Here is a 16729-nt window from a genome sequence, read left to right as displayed (position 1 = left end):
TAATGTAAACATTCGATTGCCGTCGTTGGACGGTGGACTTGGAGCGAATGAATCGTATGCAGAAGTTAAAATATTTAGATTATTGGCTAGTGGTGCCTTACCTCATTTTGAGTGTCTTAGGTATCGTTATGGTGTACTCAGCGAGTGCGGACATCGGTTCGCAAAACGGGGGAAGTCCCGGGAGTTATCTGGTCAAGCAAGCAATTTACGTGATCATGGGTTTGATTATTGTGAGCTTCATGATTATGTTGAACATTAATAAACTACGTGATAAGAATATTTTGCGGTATGCTGGTTACGTTGCTTTGGCGTCACTATTACTCTTGCTAGTAATGGGGCAAACCATTAATGGGGCGGCTGGATGGTTCCACGTGGGGCCCATCAGCATTCAACCCGCTGAATTCGTAAAGTTTTACGTGATTATTTGGCTGGCTAACGTCATTGCACAGCGACAGGATGACATTGAACTGTATGGGTGGTGGGTGACCATGCGTTGGCCACTAGCTATTTGTGCGGGGATCGTGGGCCTAATTCTGGTCCAACCCGACTTAGGTGGGGCAACTATCAACGCCACAATTATCTTTGTGATGGTGTTGGCGAGTGGTATCAGTACCAAAAAGTCCGTGTCAATTTTTGGGGCGGCGCTATTGGGCGTTGTTTTGGTCGTTTTTCCACTATTAACCAAAATTTCAGAAATGGGTTTTGCTAAGAACGTTTACCAATTACAACGAATTGTTGCCTTTGTTCACCCGTTTGCCCATTCGCAGGGGGTTGGTCAGCAATTAGTCAACTCATATTATGCGCTGAGCAACGGCGGAATCTTTGGCGTTGGTTGGGGAAATAGTATTCAGAAAACGGGGTACTTACCAGAACCCAATACTGACTTTATTATGGCGATTTTAACGGAAGAGTTGGGACTCATTACGGCACTGGCTGTCGTGACCCTACTGTTTATCTTGATTTTGCGAACCCTGTTAGTTGGGATTCGCAGTAATTCCACGTACCAATCCCTGATTTGCTATGGGGTGGCGACCTATTTGACCATTCAATCGATCTTTAACTTGGGTGGTGTGCTGGGGATGCTGCCGATTACCGGGGTGACTTTTCCATTCATCAGTTACGGGGGGTCCAGCACCTGGACCTTAGCGTTAGTGATGGGAACGGTTATGAATATTAGCGCCCGGCAGAAACGGTTTCGGGCGACACATTAAGCAGAGGGGGTCAGAACATGGCATTTGAAATTCAACCGCGGCAGAGCTTGATTGTTTACACGTACAGTCTGAAGCAGACCCGGCAGTTAAAACGGTATGGCACCGTTATGTACGTCTCCAAGAAGATGCGCTACGTGGTGTTGTACGTTGACCAAAAGGACGTGACAAGTCTGACGGACCAACTGAACAAACTTCGGTTCGTCAAGCGCGTGGTGGCCTCTTCACGACCAGAAATTACCGAAAGTTTTAACGGTGTTGCCGAAGAGGTCGCCGAAAATTCCGAAGATGAAACGAAGGATGATGAGGAATGAGAATTGTCGCAGGTGACTTTGGTGGTCGACGGTTAAAGGCTGTTCCCGGAATGGCAACCCGTCCAACTACTGACAAGGTCAAAGAAGCGTTGTTTAACATTATTGGCCCATACTTTGATGGTGGCCGTAGTCTGGACTTGTTCGCGGGTTCTGGCGGACTGAGTATTGAAGCCGTTTCTCGAGGAATCGAGCAGGCGGTTCTGATTGATCGGCAATATGCGGCGATTAAGACCATTAAGGATAACGTAGCAGTGACAAAGGCACCCGATCGGTTTGAAATTATTAAGCGCGATGCCAATAAAGCCGTTAAGGAATTGAGCGACCGGGGGGATCAATTTGATTTAGTTTTCTTTGATCCACCATATGCGCAGCAGAAAATTGTTGATCAGATGGGCGTTTTGCGAGAGTTGAACCTACTGACAGCCACGGCCCGAGTCGTTTGTGAGACCGATCAGAATGCACAGTTACCCGATGAAATTGCGGGATTTGATTTGATTGAGCGGCGTGATTATGGTATTACCGAGCTGACGATTTATGCTGTGGGGAGTGAAGTTGCATGACAATTGCCGTTTTTCCAGGGAGCTTTGACCCGTTGACCAATGGTCATTTGGATTTAATTGCCCGGGCTAGCCGCATGTTTGACCAGTTAATCGTAGGCGTTGGCCAAAATACCGCCAAACGGGGGTTATTTACGGCCGCTGAGCGGGTAGCTTTTATTGAGGCCAGTACAGCGGATCTACCTAACGTTTCTGTACGGGTAGAGAGTGGTTTGACTGTCGATTTTTTGCGGTCTGTTCACGCCACTGTCCTTGTGCGGGGTCTTAGAAATAGTGCGGATTTTGAATTTGAACAGGGAATTGCTGGGATGAACCGAGCCCTAGCACCAGATTTGGACACGGTTTGTCTCATGACGGACCCACAGTATCAATTCGTTTCTTCCAGTTTGCTAAAAGAAGTGGCGCGGTTTGGCGGTGACTTGACGAATTTAGTCCCGACAGCGGTTGCACAGGCATTAGCTCAGCGATTGGCGGGTGATCAATAGATGCGATATTGGACGCGACGTCAATGGCGCCAATTAGTTTTGCTGGTTACGATTGGAATTGCTGTGCTGGCATTCTTTTTCCTGCCACTCCCTAAGTATATCGAGGGGCCAGGCGAGGCAGACGACTTGAAGTCATTTGTCAAAATGCCAGGCCATGCTGATACTCATAATGGAAAATTTATGATCACGTCGGTCATGCAGTCACAAGCGACGCCGGCAACGTACCTGTATGCCAGTCTACACGCCTATGACACCATCGAGAGTATTGATGAAGCCACGGGTGGCGTCAGCACGGCGACGTACGACCGAGTACAAGACTTCTACATGCAGGATGCCATTAATGAAGCAATCTATACGGCGTATAAGGCAGCTAATAAGACCGTTAAACGGACGTATCTCGGCATTTATGTGGTGAGCGTAGATAAGACCTCACCATTTGCGAAAACGTTGAAGGTCGGTGATACGGTTACCAAAGTCAATGGTCGCCACTTCGATTCGATGGTTGGCTATCAGAAGTATATTCAAAAGCAAAAAGTCGGACAAAAAGCAACAATTACCTTTAAACATAAAGGGAAGACGAAACAAGCAACAGCTAAGCTTATGCGCCTACCAACGAAGAAAGCTGGGATTGGCATCACTTTGACGGACAACGTGAAGGTGACCGCTAAGCCCAAGGTTTCAATCGATGCTGGTAATATTGGTGGTCCATCTGGTGGACTGATGTTTAGTTTACAGGTCTACACGCAGGTAACAGGTCGAAATCTTCGTCGCGGCAAGAAGATTGCCGGAACGGGGACAGTGGACGGTGATGGCAATGTCGGCGAAATTGGTGGTATTGATAAGAAAATCATTGCTGCGAAACGCGCCGGTGCTACGGTTTTCTTTGCCCCATACGTCAAGCCTAGCAAGTTGCTGCTAAAGTATGAAGAACATCACCAAACGAACTACCAGTTGGCTAAATCAACAGCTAAGAAGTATGCTCCCAACATGAAAGTTGTCCCAGTTAAAAACTTTAATGACGCGGTGCATTACTTGAAAACCCATTAAATGACGAAAAGCTTGGATTTTTTCAAGCTTTTTTATTTTGCGGAAAAAATCGCGACTTAAATACGGAGTTAGTGGGAAAGGGGGTCATTAGTTTGGAAAATATCAAGGCCTGGTGGTGGGATCGTTCACAACGGGATAAGTGGCTTATCGGTGGTGTCGTCGCATTGATCGTTATGGGAATCGTGGGTGGCTGGTTGTTGCGCCAACCTGCGACGCCAGCCCCACTACCAGCTGCAGTACCGCCGGCAGCACAAGGCAGTCAGCGTGAATCCGGCGTTGTTCGGGAGAGTACAGCGCATGTGAGTGGTGAGGCCAGTTCTGCTAGCAGCCATGACACGCGGGTGTTTGTTGACGTTCAGGGCGGTGTTAACCATCCTGGCCTTTATCAATTCTCAGCGGAGATGCGGGTGGCAGATGCCATTAAGGCTGCCGGCGGATTGGCCGCCCGCGCTGATCGACAGCAAGTCAATTTAGCAACTAAGTTAACGGATCAACAACAGCTTTATATTCCATTGCGTGGTGAGAAAGCTCCGGCAGCACAGGCTACCAGTTCAGCGGTGAATGCGGCTAGTGGCAGTACAGCAGCTAAGCAAGGCAGTAGCGGGCCGGCTGCGGTGATTAACTTGAATACAGCGACTGTGACGGAGCTTCAGCAGTTAACGGGAATTGGGGAGAAGAAGGCTCAAAAGATTGTGGATTATCGCTCTGAACATGGCTCCTTTAAGACAGTCAAGGATTTGAGCCAGGTTCCGGGGTTTGGCGACAAGACGGTTGCCAACTTGCAGGATCAACTCACTGTTTAAGCACCGTGGTATACTTAAAAATAAAATTTGAAAATGGGGTAATGATTGTGAAACGTGAACGAATTCCTTGGGATCAGTATTTTATGTTGCAAGCGCTAGTGATTTCTACGCGGAGTACCTGTAATCGGTTGTCCGTGGGGGCGACGATTGTCCGAGACAAGCGAATCATTGCGGCAGGGTACAATGGCTCCGTTTCGGGGGATGACCACTGTTTAGATGCTGGTTGTTACCTGGTCGATGGACACTGTGTACGCACGATTCATGCCGAAATGAATGCAGTATTGCAGTGTGCTAAATTTGGGGAAGCAACTGATGGGGCTGAAATCTATGTGACTGACTTCCCTTGTTTGCAATGTACTAAGATGTTACTGCAAGCAGGAATTCGTAAAATTACTTACATGCGTAACTATCATAACGACCCGTACGCGCAAAAGCTGATTGCCTTAAAGGGTGTCACGTTAAATCAAGTGACGGTCGAGCCTGAAATGTTGACCCATTTATCCTTTGATCAACCGAAACACGATTAGTGGCATCCGGCCATTGGTTTCTTATCAGCTTGGTCGTGGCAGCCTATACTGTGATAGTTGGCGGCCATTTCTGGGGTGGCTGTTTGTTGCTGGTGATTGCAGTGGCGCGGGTCGTCACACTACGTTCATGGCGTGTCCTGGTTGTAATGGTTGGTGTGCTGGTTCTCATGGCTGGATACTTGGCGTTACGGGAGCAGCAGCTTAAGCAGCGAGAACTTAGTTATTTGCATGCCTCACCTGTCAGCGTGCGGTTACGGGTCCAGCCAGATGCCATTTCATTACGTGGCGCGGCCTACTACCTGGTTGCTAGGGTGGAGACGACCGGCGAGCCAGTATTAGTTCGTGGTCGGGTGAAAACGGCTGGTGAATTGGCGGCCTTAAAACAGGTATCAGCCCCTCAGCTGTGGATGATCCAAGGACAACAGCAGGGGATTTTACCAGCAACCAATTTCGGGCAGTTTGATGCCGCCAAGTACTGGCGACGACGAGGAATCGTTAAAACGATTGCCGTCACGGAGTTAACTACTCAACAGCCGACTCAAAGTACGCTATACGGCTGGTTTGGTGATTGGTGGCATAGTTGGCGGGCAAGGCTCATTCACTACTGTGAGGGGCTACCAGGCGCTTTGAGTGTCTATGCTTTGGGACTATTTCCGGGTCAGAAGCGGGCCGAGACAGCTGTAGAGTTACAGGGGATGCGTCAGTTGGGATTGCTACATCTTTTTGCAATTTCGGGGATGCACGTTGCTTTGCTCTTGAGTGTGCTAACCTGGCTATTGGTACACTTACGGTTGGCTCGGGAGCACTGGGAGTGGCTGTTATTATTGGGATTACCTGGCTACTTTATTTTAGCGGGTGGCGGTAGTGGTGTTCTCCGGGCTTGCTTGATGCGAGGACTACAACTTTTTGGGAAAAGAATTGGCCGGCCAATCGGGACTTTAGATGCCTGGGCGAGTGCACTTATAGGTGGTTTGGTGCTAAATCCGGGTTTACTATTTGAGTTAGGTGGTCAACTAAGCTACGGTCTATCCTTAGCCTTGATTTTGTTAGCGAATGAACGTGAACATTGGCGCCAAGTGGGCTTAACGCTGCTCAGTCTGTCTAGTCTACTAAGCGGTGTTTTTCAGTGGCACCTTTTGACGTTGGTGGCGAATTGGGTAATTGTTCCGCTGTTTCCCACGGTTATTTTGCCACTCACCGTTGTCGGTACGCTGACCGGTCACTATTTGCCGCTAGTCAGCCAGTGGGCCGCAGCTGTTTTGGGTAGTTTAGACAGGCTTTTAGGGTGGTTTGGAGGACTTCCAGGTAACGTGACTTTTGGTCAGCCGGTCTGGTGGTTAACGTGGGTGTGGGTGGCGCTTACTTGGTGGCTATTTACCCGTCCGGTGGTTCAACGACGCCGGTGGATTTTGGGGCTCCTAGCCAGCTATGGAATTGCGTACGGAATGATTCACGTACCATTTTTTGGGGAAGTTACCTACTTTGACGTGGGTCAAGGAGACAGTATATTGATTCGTGAGCCATATAATCAGCGGGTTTCTCTGATCGATACTGGTGGTCATTTGGGGTTTCGTGAGCCGGACTGGGTTCCACGATTACCCCCAACATACGCAGCTACCCGGACCAGTTTAGCTTACTTACGTAGCCGTGGAATTACGCGTATTGATGATCTCTACTTAACCCACCACGATGCGGATCATATTGGCGATTTACCGGCATTTTTGCGGGACATGCGGGTCGGTCGAATTCTGGTACCGGCGGGGATGGAGCGGGAACCGAGCTGGCAGTATCTGCTCCGAGGTAGCCACGTACCTGTCCAGCCCATTAAGGTGGGGACGGTCATGCCGCTCAAAGTGTTGCATCCATTTGAGGCAGCTCCAGCTGAGAATGCCAACTCCTTGGCATTGCAAGGAAATTTTGGTGGTCATAATTTTCTGTTCATGGGGGACCTGGATCGTTCTGGCGAACAAAAAATATTGGACGCGGTCCCGCAGCTACGGACGGACGTGTTAAAATTAGGACATCACGGTAGCAAAACGGCAAGTGCGCCAGCTTTTTTGGCGCAAACAAAACCACAGTGGGCGATTATTTCGGCGGGACGGCAAAATCGTTATGGCCATCCTAATCAGGAGACCCTCGCAACCCTCACCGATTTAAAAATACCAGCGGTAAGTACTCAGACAAGTGGGATGATCCGCTACTCCTATCACGGAACACATGGTTTTTGGCAAACTAAACTAAAAGGGGACCAAGAGACGTGACGATTAACGAACTCTTAAAAACATTGAGTAAAGGCGGCCAATTAGCAAACGTCTATTTGATTCTGGGCGAGGCAGATTATCTGCAGCGCAGGTTAAAAGCTGGGTTTAAAAATAGTGTGCCCGCTGAAGAACAAACAATGAATTTTGCCAGTTATGACATGGATACGGTTCCACTGGCCGTTGCGTTGGATGATGCGATGGCGGCACCATTCTTTGGTGAGCGACGCGTGGTTTGCATTGACAACCCGCAATTTCTGACGGGGGAAACTAAGAAACAGAAGGTCGATCACGATATTGACAGTCTTCAAACGTACTTGGGGTCACCAATGCCAAGCACAGTGCTCGTTTTCTTTGCGCCCTATGAAAAATTGGATGGTCGAAAGAAGGTCGTCAAGCAACTGAAAAAAACGGCCACGACGATTGAAATCGGCAATTTTTCTGAACGCGATGTCCGACAATTTATTGGTGATCAATTGAAACATGATGGGTATACCATGGCCCCCGACGCGTTAAATGAGTTGATTCAACGAACGGATGCTGATTTAACCCTGATGATGAGTGAGCTACCTAAGCTGGAACTTTTCACGTTACCGGCGAAGGAAGTGCAGCTAAGTGCTGTGACTGGTCTGGTTCGCCAGACATTGACTCAAAATGTTTTTGATTTGGTCAATCGTGTCTTGGCTAAGGATACGGCAGGGGCGGTGACGCTTTATCGTGAATTGCTGTTGGCTAAGGAAGAGCCGTTGCGAATCAATGCCATTCTGCAAGGACAATTTCGACTGTTGATTCAAACTAAAATTCTGGCCAAACAGGGGTATAGTCAAGGAAAACTTGCTAGCATCTTAAAAGTTCATCCATACAGAATTAAGCTAGCCTTGCAATCACATCGTAAATTTAAGTTGACTGACTTGAACCGTGCTTATCTGGGGTTATTTCGGGTTGAACAGCAGATGAAGTCGACGGCCATGGAACCAGAGATGCTATTTTCACTCTTCATGACACAGTTTGCAGCTCAGGTACCAGCGTAGAAATCTTAAAAGTAGACAAAAAAGGGGGTCGACCAATTGGTCGACCCCCTGATTGCATCATCTAATCATGTTGATTAATTGATTACTTAGCTAAACGTGCAGCCATCCGTGACTTGTCACGGGAAGCCTTGTTACGCTTGATCAAGCCCTTTGAAGCGGCCTTGTCAACTGCAGCACTAGCAACACGGTATAATTCTTCTGCGTTGTCGGCGCCAGCCGTCTTAGCTGCTTCAAAACGCTTAACGGCAGTCCGCATAGTGCTCAATTGAGCAGAATTACGTTCGTTTGCCTTCACGTTCGTCTTGGCACGTTCGATTGCTGATTTGATAATTGGCATGAAAATTTCACCTCCGAATGAGAAATCCTTTGTACCGGAAATCTTAATTTCAACGTAAGTTATTATACAGAAGGCACCGACTGAATGCAATAGCTAGGCTCGATAAATGTAAAGTAATTTTACTTGATAGCTACTTAGAGGAAAAGGCTTGCTATTTCAAGGCAAGTTCAGTATGATTGATAACTGTGCAAAAGCACAAACCTCTAACTTAGTTTGTCGGGCGGCCACCGTCGACTTACTCAGTTTGGGGCAATTATTTGAAAGGTGGTATATTTACCATGGCTATTAGTCAAGCAAAGAAAAACGAAATCATCAAGCAATACGCCCGTCACGAAGGTGACACGGGTTCTACTGAGGTCCAAGTTGCCGTTTTGACCGCTGATATCAACGAAATCAACGTTCATATGCAACAACACCGTAAGGACTTCCACTCACAACGTGGGTTGATGAAGAAGATCGGTCACCGTCGTAACCTTTTGGCTTACTTACGGAAGACTGATGTTCAACGTTACCGTGAATTAATCAAGAGCTTAGGTCTGCGTCGTTAATTCTACGCGACTTATGGGTCCATTTCCCGCTGGGAGATGGGCTTTTCTTTTTGCCTTTAAAACAGATTAGCCATCTTAGTTCTGTATGCCATCAAAGTATGGTAAACTGGAGGAAGTTTAATCACGGACGAATTTTGGGCTGAAGTTGCCCATAAGAAAACACTGGCGATTGATTTGCCAGGGATTGAATTGAATCTATCAAAGATACTTGAGGTGAACTTATGAGTGCAAAAATAAAGATTATTCCGTTTGGCGGTGTTCGCGAAAACGGTAAGAACATGTATGCCGTTGACGTTAATGGTGGCATTTACATTTTAGATTGTGGGTTAAAGTACCCGGAAAACGAATTATTAGGGATTGACGTGGTCATTCCTGACTGGGCTTACTTGCGTGAAAATAAGGATCGCATCGTGGCGGTCTTCTTGACCCACGGGCATGCGGATGCTATTGGGGCGTTGCCTTACTTCTTGAGTGAGTTCAACGTACCCGTATTTGGTTCTGAAATGACGATTGCCCTAGCTAAAATTGGGGTTAGCGCTGAACCAAAAGTGAAGGATTACGATGATTTCCACGTAATCGATGAAAAGACAGAAATTGATTTCGGTGACGTCACAGTTTCCTTCTTCTCGACGACCCACTCAATTCCTGAATCACTGGGAATCGATTTAAAGACTGACGAAGGTCAGATCATTTATACTGGTGATTTCAAATTCGACCAAACCGCTAAGCCTGGGTACCAAACGGACTACGCACGGTTAGGGTCAATCGGCCAAAATGGCGTCTTGGCCGTATTGAGTGATTCTGCTAATGCAGAAAACCCGGCCATGAACGCCTCTGAACAGACTATTGCGGAATCCATTGAAGAAACCTTTCACTACCAGGAAGGGCGGGTCATCGTTGCCTGTGTTGCCTCAAATATTCTGCGAATTCAACAGGTCTTTGATGCAGCTAAAGAGACAGGGCGTAAAGTTTGCCTGACTGGCCAGGATCTTGAAAAAATCGTGAATACTGCTATGGAACTGGGCAAGTTGGACTTTGACGACGATCTGCTGGTTACTCCAGAACAATTGGAGAGTTTGAGTCCTGCTGAAACAGTTATTCTCCAGACTGGTAAGATGGGTGAACCAATTAAGGCCATCCAACGTATGGCTAATAAGCAAGAAAAAGATTTGAACATCCAGGAAGGCGACCTGGTTTACATTACCACGACGCCTTCACACGCCATGGATACGACGGTTGCTCAGACCCGCGACATGATCTACCGGGCGGGTGGTGAAGTTAAAGCTATTTCGGATGAACTCAATTCTTCAGGTCATGCGTACATCCGTGACTTACAATTGATGTTGAATCTGTTAAAACCTAAGTATTTGGTACCTATTCAAGGTGAATACCGGTTATTGAACGCCCATGCGAATGCGGCGATGGAACTCGGTATGCCTGCCGACCACGTCTTTATTTTGGCCAAGGGTGATGTCTTGACCTATGACAAGGGCGAGATGGGCCTTGGTGAAGGAATCGAAGTCGGCGATACCATGATTGATGGTATCGGTGTCGGGGACATTGGAAACATTGTTCTTCGTGACCGGAAAGTCTTAGCAGACGACGGTATCTTTATTGCGGTCGTGACTATTGATCGCAAAAAGAAACAAATCGTTGCTGACCCTAAGATTACCTCTCGTGGGTTCGTCTACGTTAAGGCTAACAAAGACTTGATGCAGGAAAGTGCGCAAATCATTCGCAAGGCTGTTCAAAATAATTTGGACAACAAAGAGTTTGATTGGGGGCACTTGAAGCAGGATGTCAGAGAACACTTGAGTCATTACCTGTTCGAGCAAACGCACCGGCGGCCAGTTATCTTACCAGTGATTATGGAAGTTAACCAGCATCATCGGCGGAGCACTGGCAAGGACAAGCCGGGTGAACAGCCACAATCTAAGCCTAGTGCCAAGAAGGCACCGGCTAAGGCGCAAAATGCCAAGGCTAGCAAGCCAGCGGCAGCTGCTGCTAAACCAAATCATAAGGCTCATCGTAACCGTAAACGGCGGCGTGCAAGCAAGCCTGAAGGTATGACCAGCGAAAAAGATTAAGATGACGGACCGAAGCCAGTGAGGCATTCGGTCCGTTTTATGTCAGCAAAGAATAAGGGGGAAATAATTGTGGCAGATTTTTCGAGTCCCGCCGCTCGCGAGAAAGCCTTTGAGGCGGCCCGTAAGGCGTTTGAGGAGCAGCAATGGTCCGCAGCTAGTTCGGCGTTTCAAACGTTGTATCAGGACCAGCAGACGCCTGAATTGAACTGCTATTTGGTGATGAGTCTCTTCTATGACCAACAATATCTGGCAGCTGAACAAATTGCGGCCGAACAGGACCAAATTTATTTGACCGATGAAACTTTGTTTACTTTGCGGTTAGACGTGGCGTTACAGAATCAACAGTTTATTTTTGCCCGCGAATTCTGTGAGTTGCCGGATGCTCGTAACTGGCGTGAGGCAGGTCTTGAGAAGATTCGACAGGGAGAAGAGGAAGCCGAACAATCACTGGCCGCGACCCAAAAAACGATTGCCAAGCAATTTTATCATTTGGGGGATGTTTCATTTTCTGAGCAGCGCCAGCGGCTGGAGCGTGCCAAACAGTTGCCACTGGTCACTTTTATGAAAGGCGTTCAATATCTTTTGGTCGACCCGTTCTTACACCCTTTGATTCGTGCGACACTGTTGGAAGAACTTTTACGGTTAAAGGCGGATACGTCGGTGCAGTTGCACTGGTTGGATGACCAAACCTATACTGTTGCCACCAAAGATCTTAAGCCTGTGGGAGCCAGTCAAGCAGCACGAGCCATTCAGAGTTATTTGCAGCTAGAGCTAGGTCAAAATGATCCGATGCTGGCGGTCAATCTGCAACAGACGGTTACGTTACAGTTAATGATGCTCTATCCGTTTATTGATAAAGTTATAACGCAACCCGTTTTATGGGTTCAGGCAGTGGGGGGAATCACGCCATCCGAAGCGGATTCTGAAAAATTAAAAGATGTCCTGACTTGGCAACAGCGCCTAAACCGGTATTTGGCTGAACTTTTTGGACCTTTAAGTGGCGAAAATACCGAAAAACCGAAAAATGAGTGAATTTTTAGTTTACAAATAATTCTTCAGCATATATACTGGTCAAGGATTCTTTTTTGGGAGGGTTCCAGCTTTCCCTTTCTGAAAAGAAGTAGTATAATTTTACGCAAAGGGTGATTAATTTAATTGCCCTTAGCGATAAAATACAGGAGGGTTTCATTAATGGCTGAAAAAGAACATTATGAAAGAACTAAACCCCATGTAAATATTGGTACTATTGGCCATATTGACCATGGGAAAACGACGTTAACTGCTGCAATCACTAAGGTACTTGCTAGCAAAGGTTTAGCAAAGGCCGAAGATTACGCTGATATCGATGCAGCTCCAGAAGAACGTGAACGTGGTATCACGATCAACACTGCTCACGTTGAATACGAAACTGAAAAGCGTCACTATGCGCATATCGATGCCCCAGGACATGCTGACTACATCAAGAACATGATCACTGGTGCTGCCCAAATGGACGGTGCTATCTTGGTTGTTGCCGCTACTGATGGTCCTATGCCACAAACTCGTGAACACATTTTGCTTGCTCGCCAAGTTGGTGTTGAATACATCATCGTCTTCTTAAACAAGACTGACCTTGTTGATGACGACGAACTTGTCGACTTAGTTGAAATGGAAGTTCGTGAATTGCTTTCAGAATACGATTACCCTGGTGACGATATTCCAGTTATCCGCGGTTCTGCTTTGAAGGCTCTTGAAGGCGACGAAGAACAAGAAAAGGTTATCCTTCACTTGATGGATGTTGTTGATGATTACATCCCAACTCCAGAACGTGAAAACGACAAGCCTTTCTTGATGCCAGTTGAAGACGTCTTCACGATCACTGGTCGTGGGACTGTTGCTTCTGGTCGTATCGACCGTGGGATGGTCAAGGTTGGTGACGAAGTTGAAATCGTTGGTTTACATGACGACGTATTGAAGACGACTGTTACTGGTCTTGAAATGTTCCGTAAGACGTTGGACCTTGGTGAAGCCGGGGATAACGTTGGTGCCTTGCTCCGTGGGGTTAACCGTGAACAAGTTGTACGTGGACAAGTTTTGGCTAAGCCAGGCTCGATCCAAACGCACAAGCAGTTCAAGGGTGAAGTCTACATCTTGAGCAAAGAAGAAGGTGGCCGTCATACGCCATTCTTCTCCAACTACCGTCCACAATTCTACTTCCACACCACTGATATCACTGGTGTAATTGAATTGCCTGATGGCGTTGAAATGGTTATGCCTGGTGATAACGTGACGTTCACTGTTGAACTGATCCAACCAGCTGCCATTGAAAAGGGTACTAAGTTCACTGTTCGTGAAGGTGGCCACACCGTTGGTGCCGGTACCGTTACGGAAATTGACGACTAATTAATCTGATTAATTAGAAGTATCTGTAAGAGGGGTCGAAAAGTTTAACTTTTCGGTCCCTTTTATTGTGGCTAGATTTCGTGTGACGATGGTGAAAGCTGGTTGACCTTTTAAAATCGGTTTATTCATCGAAAAATCGCAAAGAATCCGCGTCATTCACGGTGTTTCGGCAAAAATCATTTTACAATTTCGGTGGCGTAAGGTACACTAATATAGTATGCAATTGCTAGAATTGTAAATAGTAATATCTTTCATTTCGGAGGGAAAATAATGGCTGCAAAGTGGGAAAAAAAGGAAGCTACTAAAGGCGAACTGACCTTTGAAATTGCTCCTGATAAGATTAAGGAAGGCTTAGACAAAGCGTTCCAACGTACTAAAAAGAATTTAGCGGTTCCAGGTTTCCGTAAGGGCCGGGTTCCACGTCAAATCTTCAACCAAATGTATGGTGAAGAAGCTTTATACCAAGACGCTTTAAACATCGTCTTGCCAGAAGCTTACGATGCTGCCATTAAAGAAGCTGGTATCGAACCAGTTGACCAACCACAAGTGGATGTTGAATCCATGGACAAAGGTAAGGCTTGGGTCTTGAAGGCCGTTGTTACGGTTAAGCCAGACGTTAAGTTGGGCGAATACAAGGGTCTTAGCGTAACTAAGCAAAACACCCGTGTTTACCAAAAGGACATTGACGCTGAATTAGAAAAGCAACGTCAACAACAAGCTGAATTAGTCTTGAAGGAAGACGAAGCCGCTGCTAAGGGCGATACTGTTGTTATCGACTTTGACGGTTACGTTGATGGCAAGCAATTCGACGGTGGTAAGGCTGATAACTACTCCTTGGAATTAGGTTCTAACTCCTTCATTCCTGGCTTTGAAGATCAATTAGTTGGTCACAAGGCTGGCGAAAACGTGGACGTTAAGGTAACCTTCCCTAAGGATTACCAAGCCGAAGACTTACGTGACAAGGAAGCCACTTTCAAGGTTACCATTCACGAAGTTAAGGAAAAGCAATTACCAGAATTGGATGATGAATTCGCTAAGGACGTTGACGAAGATGTTGACAGCTTAGAAGAATTACAAGCCAAGACGAAGGATCGTTTGAAGGAACAAAAGACGACGGCTGCTCATGAAGCAATCGAAGACGAAGCCATCAGTACTGCTGTTGACAACTCTGAAATTGCCGAAGTGCCAGAAGCTATGATGACTGAAGACATCAACCGTCAAATGGACCAATACCTGGCTAACATGCAACAACAAGGTATCGAACCTAAGATGTACTTCCAATTGACTGGGACGACCGAAGACGACTTGCGTAAGCAATTCGCCGATGGTGCTGAAAAGCGGGTTAAGACCAACTTGGTTCTTGAAGCCGTTGTTGAAGCCGAAAAGATCGAACCTAGCGAAGACGAAGTTAAGGCTGAAGTTAAGGACTTGGCTAGCCAATATGGTATGGAAGAAAGTGCCGTACGGAGTGCTTTGTCTGACGATATGTTGAAGCATGACATTGCTATCAAGAGTGCAGTTGACTTGATTGCTGACTCTGCTAAGCAAGACAAGAAGAAGGATGCTGAAGACGACGAATAATCGTTAACAGTGTTTTGACCGGGATGACAGGCGATGTTGTCCCGGTTTTTCTATCTTTTAATCAGTTTTCCTAGCCGCGAGGCGAATTAATTTTCACATGCCGTTAACTGTGGTATAGTACACGATTGAATAGGGAATCTGGTTAGTTCGACAGGCTTACTGACCAAGAACCGTTGACTAATTAGTTCTAAGCCTGGAGAGAAAGGGTGAGTTTATTGTTTGAAAACACCGATACGAATGGCACAGTAACCTGCTCATTCTGTGGTAAAACACAAGACCAAGTTCAGAAGATCGTTGCTGGCCCAGGTGTTTACATCTGTAACGAATGTATCGACCTCTGTAAAGAAATCATTGACGAAGAAGTCAGCCAAGATGCTGCACCAGAAACGTTGGAAGTGCCAACGCCTGCTGACATCGTAAACACGCTAGATCAGTACGTTATTGGCCAAGACGAGGCTAAGCGGACGTTGTCCGTAGCGGTTTATAACCACTACAAGCGAGTTAACGAAATGGCTCAAGCTGACAACGAAGGTCCTGAATTACAGAAGAGTAACATTGCTGTTATCGGACCAACTGGTTCAGGGAAGACCTACCTGGCACAAAGCCTGGCTAAGATCTTGAACGTGCCATTTGCAATTGCGGATGCGACGACTTTGACCGAAGCTGGTTACGTGGGTGAAGACGTGGAAAACATTCTGTTGAAGTTACTGCAGAACGCTGACTACGACGTGGACCGTGCTGAAAAGGGAATCATCTACATCGATGAAATCGATAAGATTGCCAAAAAGGCTGAGAATGTTTCGATTACGCGAGACGTTTCCGGTGAAGGTGTTCAACAAGCACTGTTGAAGATTCTTGAAGGGACGATTGCTAACGTGCCACCTCAGGGTGGTCGGAAACATCCACAACAGGAATTCATTCAAATCGACACCACGAACATCCTCTTCATTGTTGGGGGAGCGTTCGATGGTATCGACGGCATCGTTAAGCGTCGTTTGGGTGATCAAACGATTGGTTTCGGTGCGGATTCCAAGGAACAAAATGTGTTGGCGTCAGGTGATAGCTTGATGCAACATGTCATTCCAGAAGATCTCTTACAATTTGGGTTAATTCCTGAATTCATTGGGCGGTTACCAATCCTAACAGCCTTAGAGAAGCTGGATGAAAACGATTTGGTTCGGATCTTAACGGAACCCAAGAACGCATTGGTCAAGCAATATGAGAAGCTCTTATCATTGGACAACGTTCAATTAGAGTTCCAACCTGCAGCCTTGCGTGAAATGGCGAAGTTAGCGATTGCCCGGAACACTGGAGCTCGTGGGTTACGCTCTATCATTGAAGATGTGATGCGTGACATCATGTTTGACTTGCCAAGTCGTAACGACGTGGCTAAGGTCGTCATTACGGCGGCAACGGTCACTGATCATGCGGAACCTGAATTGGTTTTGAAGGATCAAAAGGCGTCTTAATTAACAGAATTATCTGAATGTTATGATCCCTCTGTGGTTGTCAGATGAAATAATATAATTCATCTGACAATGACGGAGGGATTTTCGTATGCCAA

Annotated in this window: 16 protein-coding genes; 15 read left to right on the top strand and 1 reads right to left on the bottom strand. The window is 46.8% G+C overall.

Features of this window, described 5'->3' with window-relative positions:
- Positions 1-56 precede the first annotated feature (56 nt).
- The 9 genes from EKM75_RS08250 to holA all read left to right on the top strand — a co-directional run bounded on the left by EKM75_RS08250 (position 57) and on the right by holA (position 8230).
- Positions 57-1211, top strand: coding sequence for an FtsW/RodA/SpoVE family cell cycle protein (locus EKM75_RS08250; RefSeq protein WP_125693671.1), 1155 nt, complete (start codon positions 57-59; stop codon positions 1209-1211).
- Positions 1212-1228: 17 nt separating this feature from the next.
- A complete protein-coding gene (locus tag EKM75_RS08245) occupies positions 1229-1522 on the top strand; it encodes a YlbG family protein (protein ID WP_125693669.1) in 294 nt (97 codons plus the stop codon).
- Complete coding sequence (gene rsmD / locus EKM75_RS08240) at positions 1519-2082, top strand: 16S rRNA (guanine(966)-N(2))-methyltransferase RsmD (RefSeq protein WP_125693667.1); 564 nt, start codon at positions 1519-1521, stop codon at positions 2080-2082. The genes EKM75_RS08245 and rsmD overlap by 4 nt, the downstream gene beginning before the upstream one ends.
- Positions 2079-2564, top strand: a complete 486-nt coding sequence (gene coaD, locus EKM75_RS08235) for a pantetheine-phosphate adenylyltransferase (protein WP_125693665.1) — start codon at positions 2079-2081, stop codon at positions 2562-2564. The genes rsmD and coaD overlap by 4 nt, the downstream gene beginning before the upstream one ends.
- Positions 2565-3611 (top strand): SepM family pheromone-processing serine protease, encoded by a 1047-nt coding sequence (locus tag EKM75_RS08230; protein ID WP_125693663.1) that lies wholly within the window; start codon positions 2565-2567, stop codon positions 3609-3611.
- Positions 3612-3703: 92 nt separating this feature from the next.
- Entirely contained in the window at positions 3704-4414 is a 711-nt protein-coding gene (locus EKM75_RS08225; protein WP_225426685.1) for a helix-hairpin-helix domain-containing protein, read from the top strand.
- A 41-nt stretch (positions 4415-4455) separates the two neighbouring features.
- Positions 4456-4941, top strand: coding sequence for a ComE operon protein 2 (locus tag EKM75_RS08220; RefSeq protein WP_164508771.1), 486 nt, complete (start codon positions 4456-4458; stop codon positions 4939-4941).
- Positions 4941-7202 carry a DNA internalization-related competence protein ComEC/Rec2 gene (locus tag EKM75_RS08215; protein ID WP_125693659.1) on the top strand — a complete coding sequence of 754 codons (2262 nt, stop codon included), beginning with the start codon at positions 4941-4943 and terminating at the stop codon, positions 7200-7202. Before EKM75_RS08220 ends, EKM75_RS08215 begins: the two co-directional genes overlap by 1 nt.
- Positions 7199-8230 (top strand): DNA polymerase III subunit delta, encoded by a 1032-nt coding sequence (holA, locus tag EKM75_RS08210; RefSeq protein ID WP_125693657.1) that lies wholly within the window; start codon positions 7199-7201, stop codon positions 8228-8230. The genes EKM75_RS08215 and holA overlap by 4 nt, the downstream gene beginning before the upstream one ends.
- 82 nt (positions 8231-8312) lie before the next feature.
- Here the strand turns inward: holA and rpsT are convergent, their stop codons facing one another.
- Entirely contained in the window at positions 8313-8567 is a 255-nt protein-coding gene (gene rpsT, locus EKM75_RS08205; protein ID WP_125693655.1) for a 30S ribosomal protein S20, read from the bottom strand.
- A 278-nt stretch (positions 8568-8845) separates the two neighbouring features.
- On the opposite strand from rpsT, the gene rpsO reads away from it, so the two are divergent.
- From rpsO to clpX, 6 genes are all read left to right on the top strand, one after another.
- Positions 8846-9115 carry a 30S ribosomal protein S15 gene (rpsO, locus tag EKM75_RS08200; protein WP_125577216.1) on the top strand — a complete coding sequence of 90 codons (270 nt, stop codon included), beginning with the start codon at positions 8846-8848 and terminating at the stop codon, positions 9113-9115.
- A 221-nt stretch (positions 9116-9336) separates the two neighbouring features.
- Positions 9337-11202, top strand: a complete 1866-nt coding sequence (locus tag EKM75_RS08195) for a ribonuclease J (RefSeq protein ID WP_125693653.1) — start codon at positions 9337-9339, stop codon at positions 11200-11202.
- Positions 11203-11271: 69 nt separating this feature from the next.
- A complete protein-coding gene (locus EKM75_RS08190; protein WP_125693651.1) occupies positions 11272-12234 on the top strand; it encodes a hypothetical protein in 963 nt (320 codons plus the stop codon).
- Between the two features lie 159 nt (positions 12235-12393).
- The gene (tuf, locus tag EKM75_RS08185; protein ID WP_125684919.1) at positions 12394-13584 is read left to right on the top strand and encodes an elongation factor Tu; all 1191 of its coding nucleotides are present in this window, start codon (positions 12394-12396) and stop codon (positions 13582-13584) included.
- A gap of 270 nt (positions 13585-13854) precedes the next feature.
- Positions 13855-15165, top strand: a complete 1311-nt coding sequence (gene tig, locus EKM75_RS08180) for a trigger factor (RefSeq protein ID WP_125693649.1) — start codon at positions 13855-13857, stop codon at positions 15163-15165.
- A gap of 215 nt (positions 15166-15380) precedes the next feature.
- The gene (clpX, locus tag EKM75_RS08175) at positions 15381-16634 is read left to right on the top strand and encodes an ATP-dependent Clp protease ATP-binding subunit ClpX (protein ID WP_125693786.1); all 1254 of its coding nucleotides are present in this window, start codon (positions 15381-15383) and stop codon (positions 16632-16634) included.
- Positions 16635-16729 lie beyond the last annotated feature (95 nt).

Source organism: Levilactobacillus tongjiangensis (genome assembly GCF_003946345.1).
Classification (GTDB): Bacteria; Bacillota; Bacilli; order Lactobacillales; family Lactobacillaceae; genus Levilactobacillus; species Levilactobacillus tongjiangensis.
The sequence above is the reverse complement of the archived record's forward strand: the minus strand, read 5'-3'. Positions and strand labels throughout refer to the sequence as shown.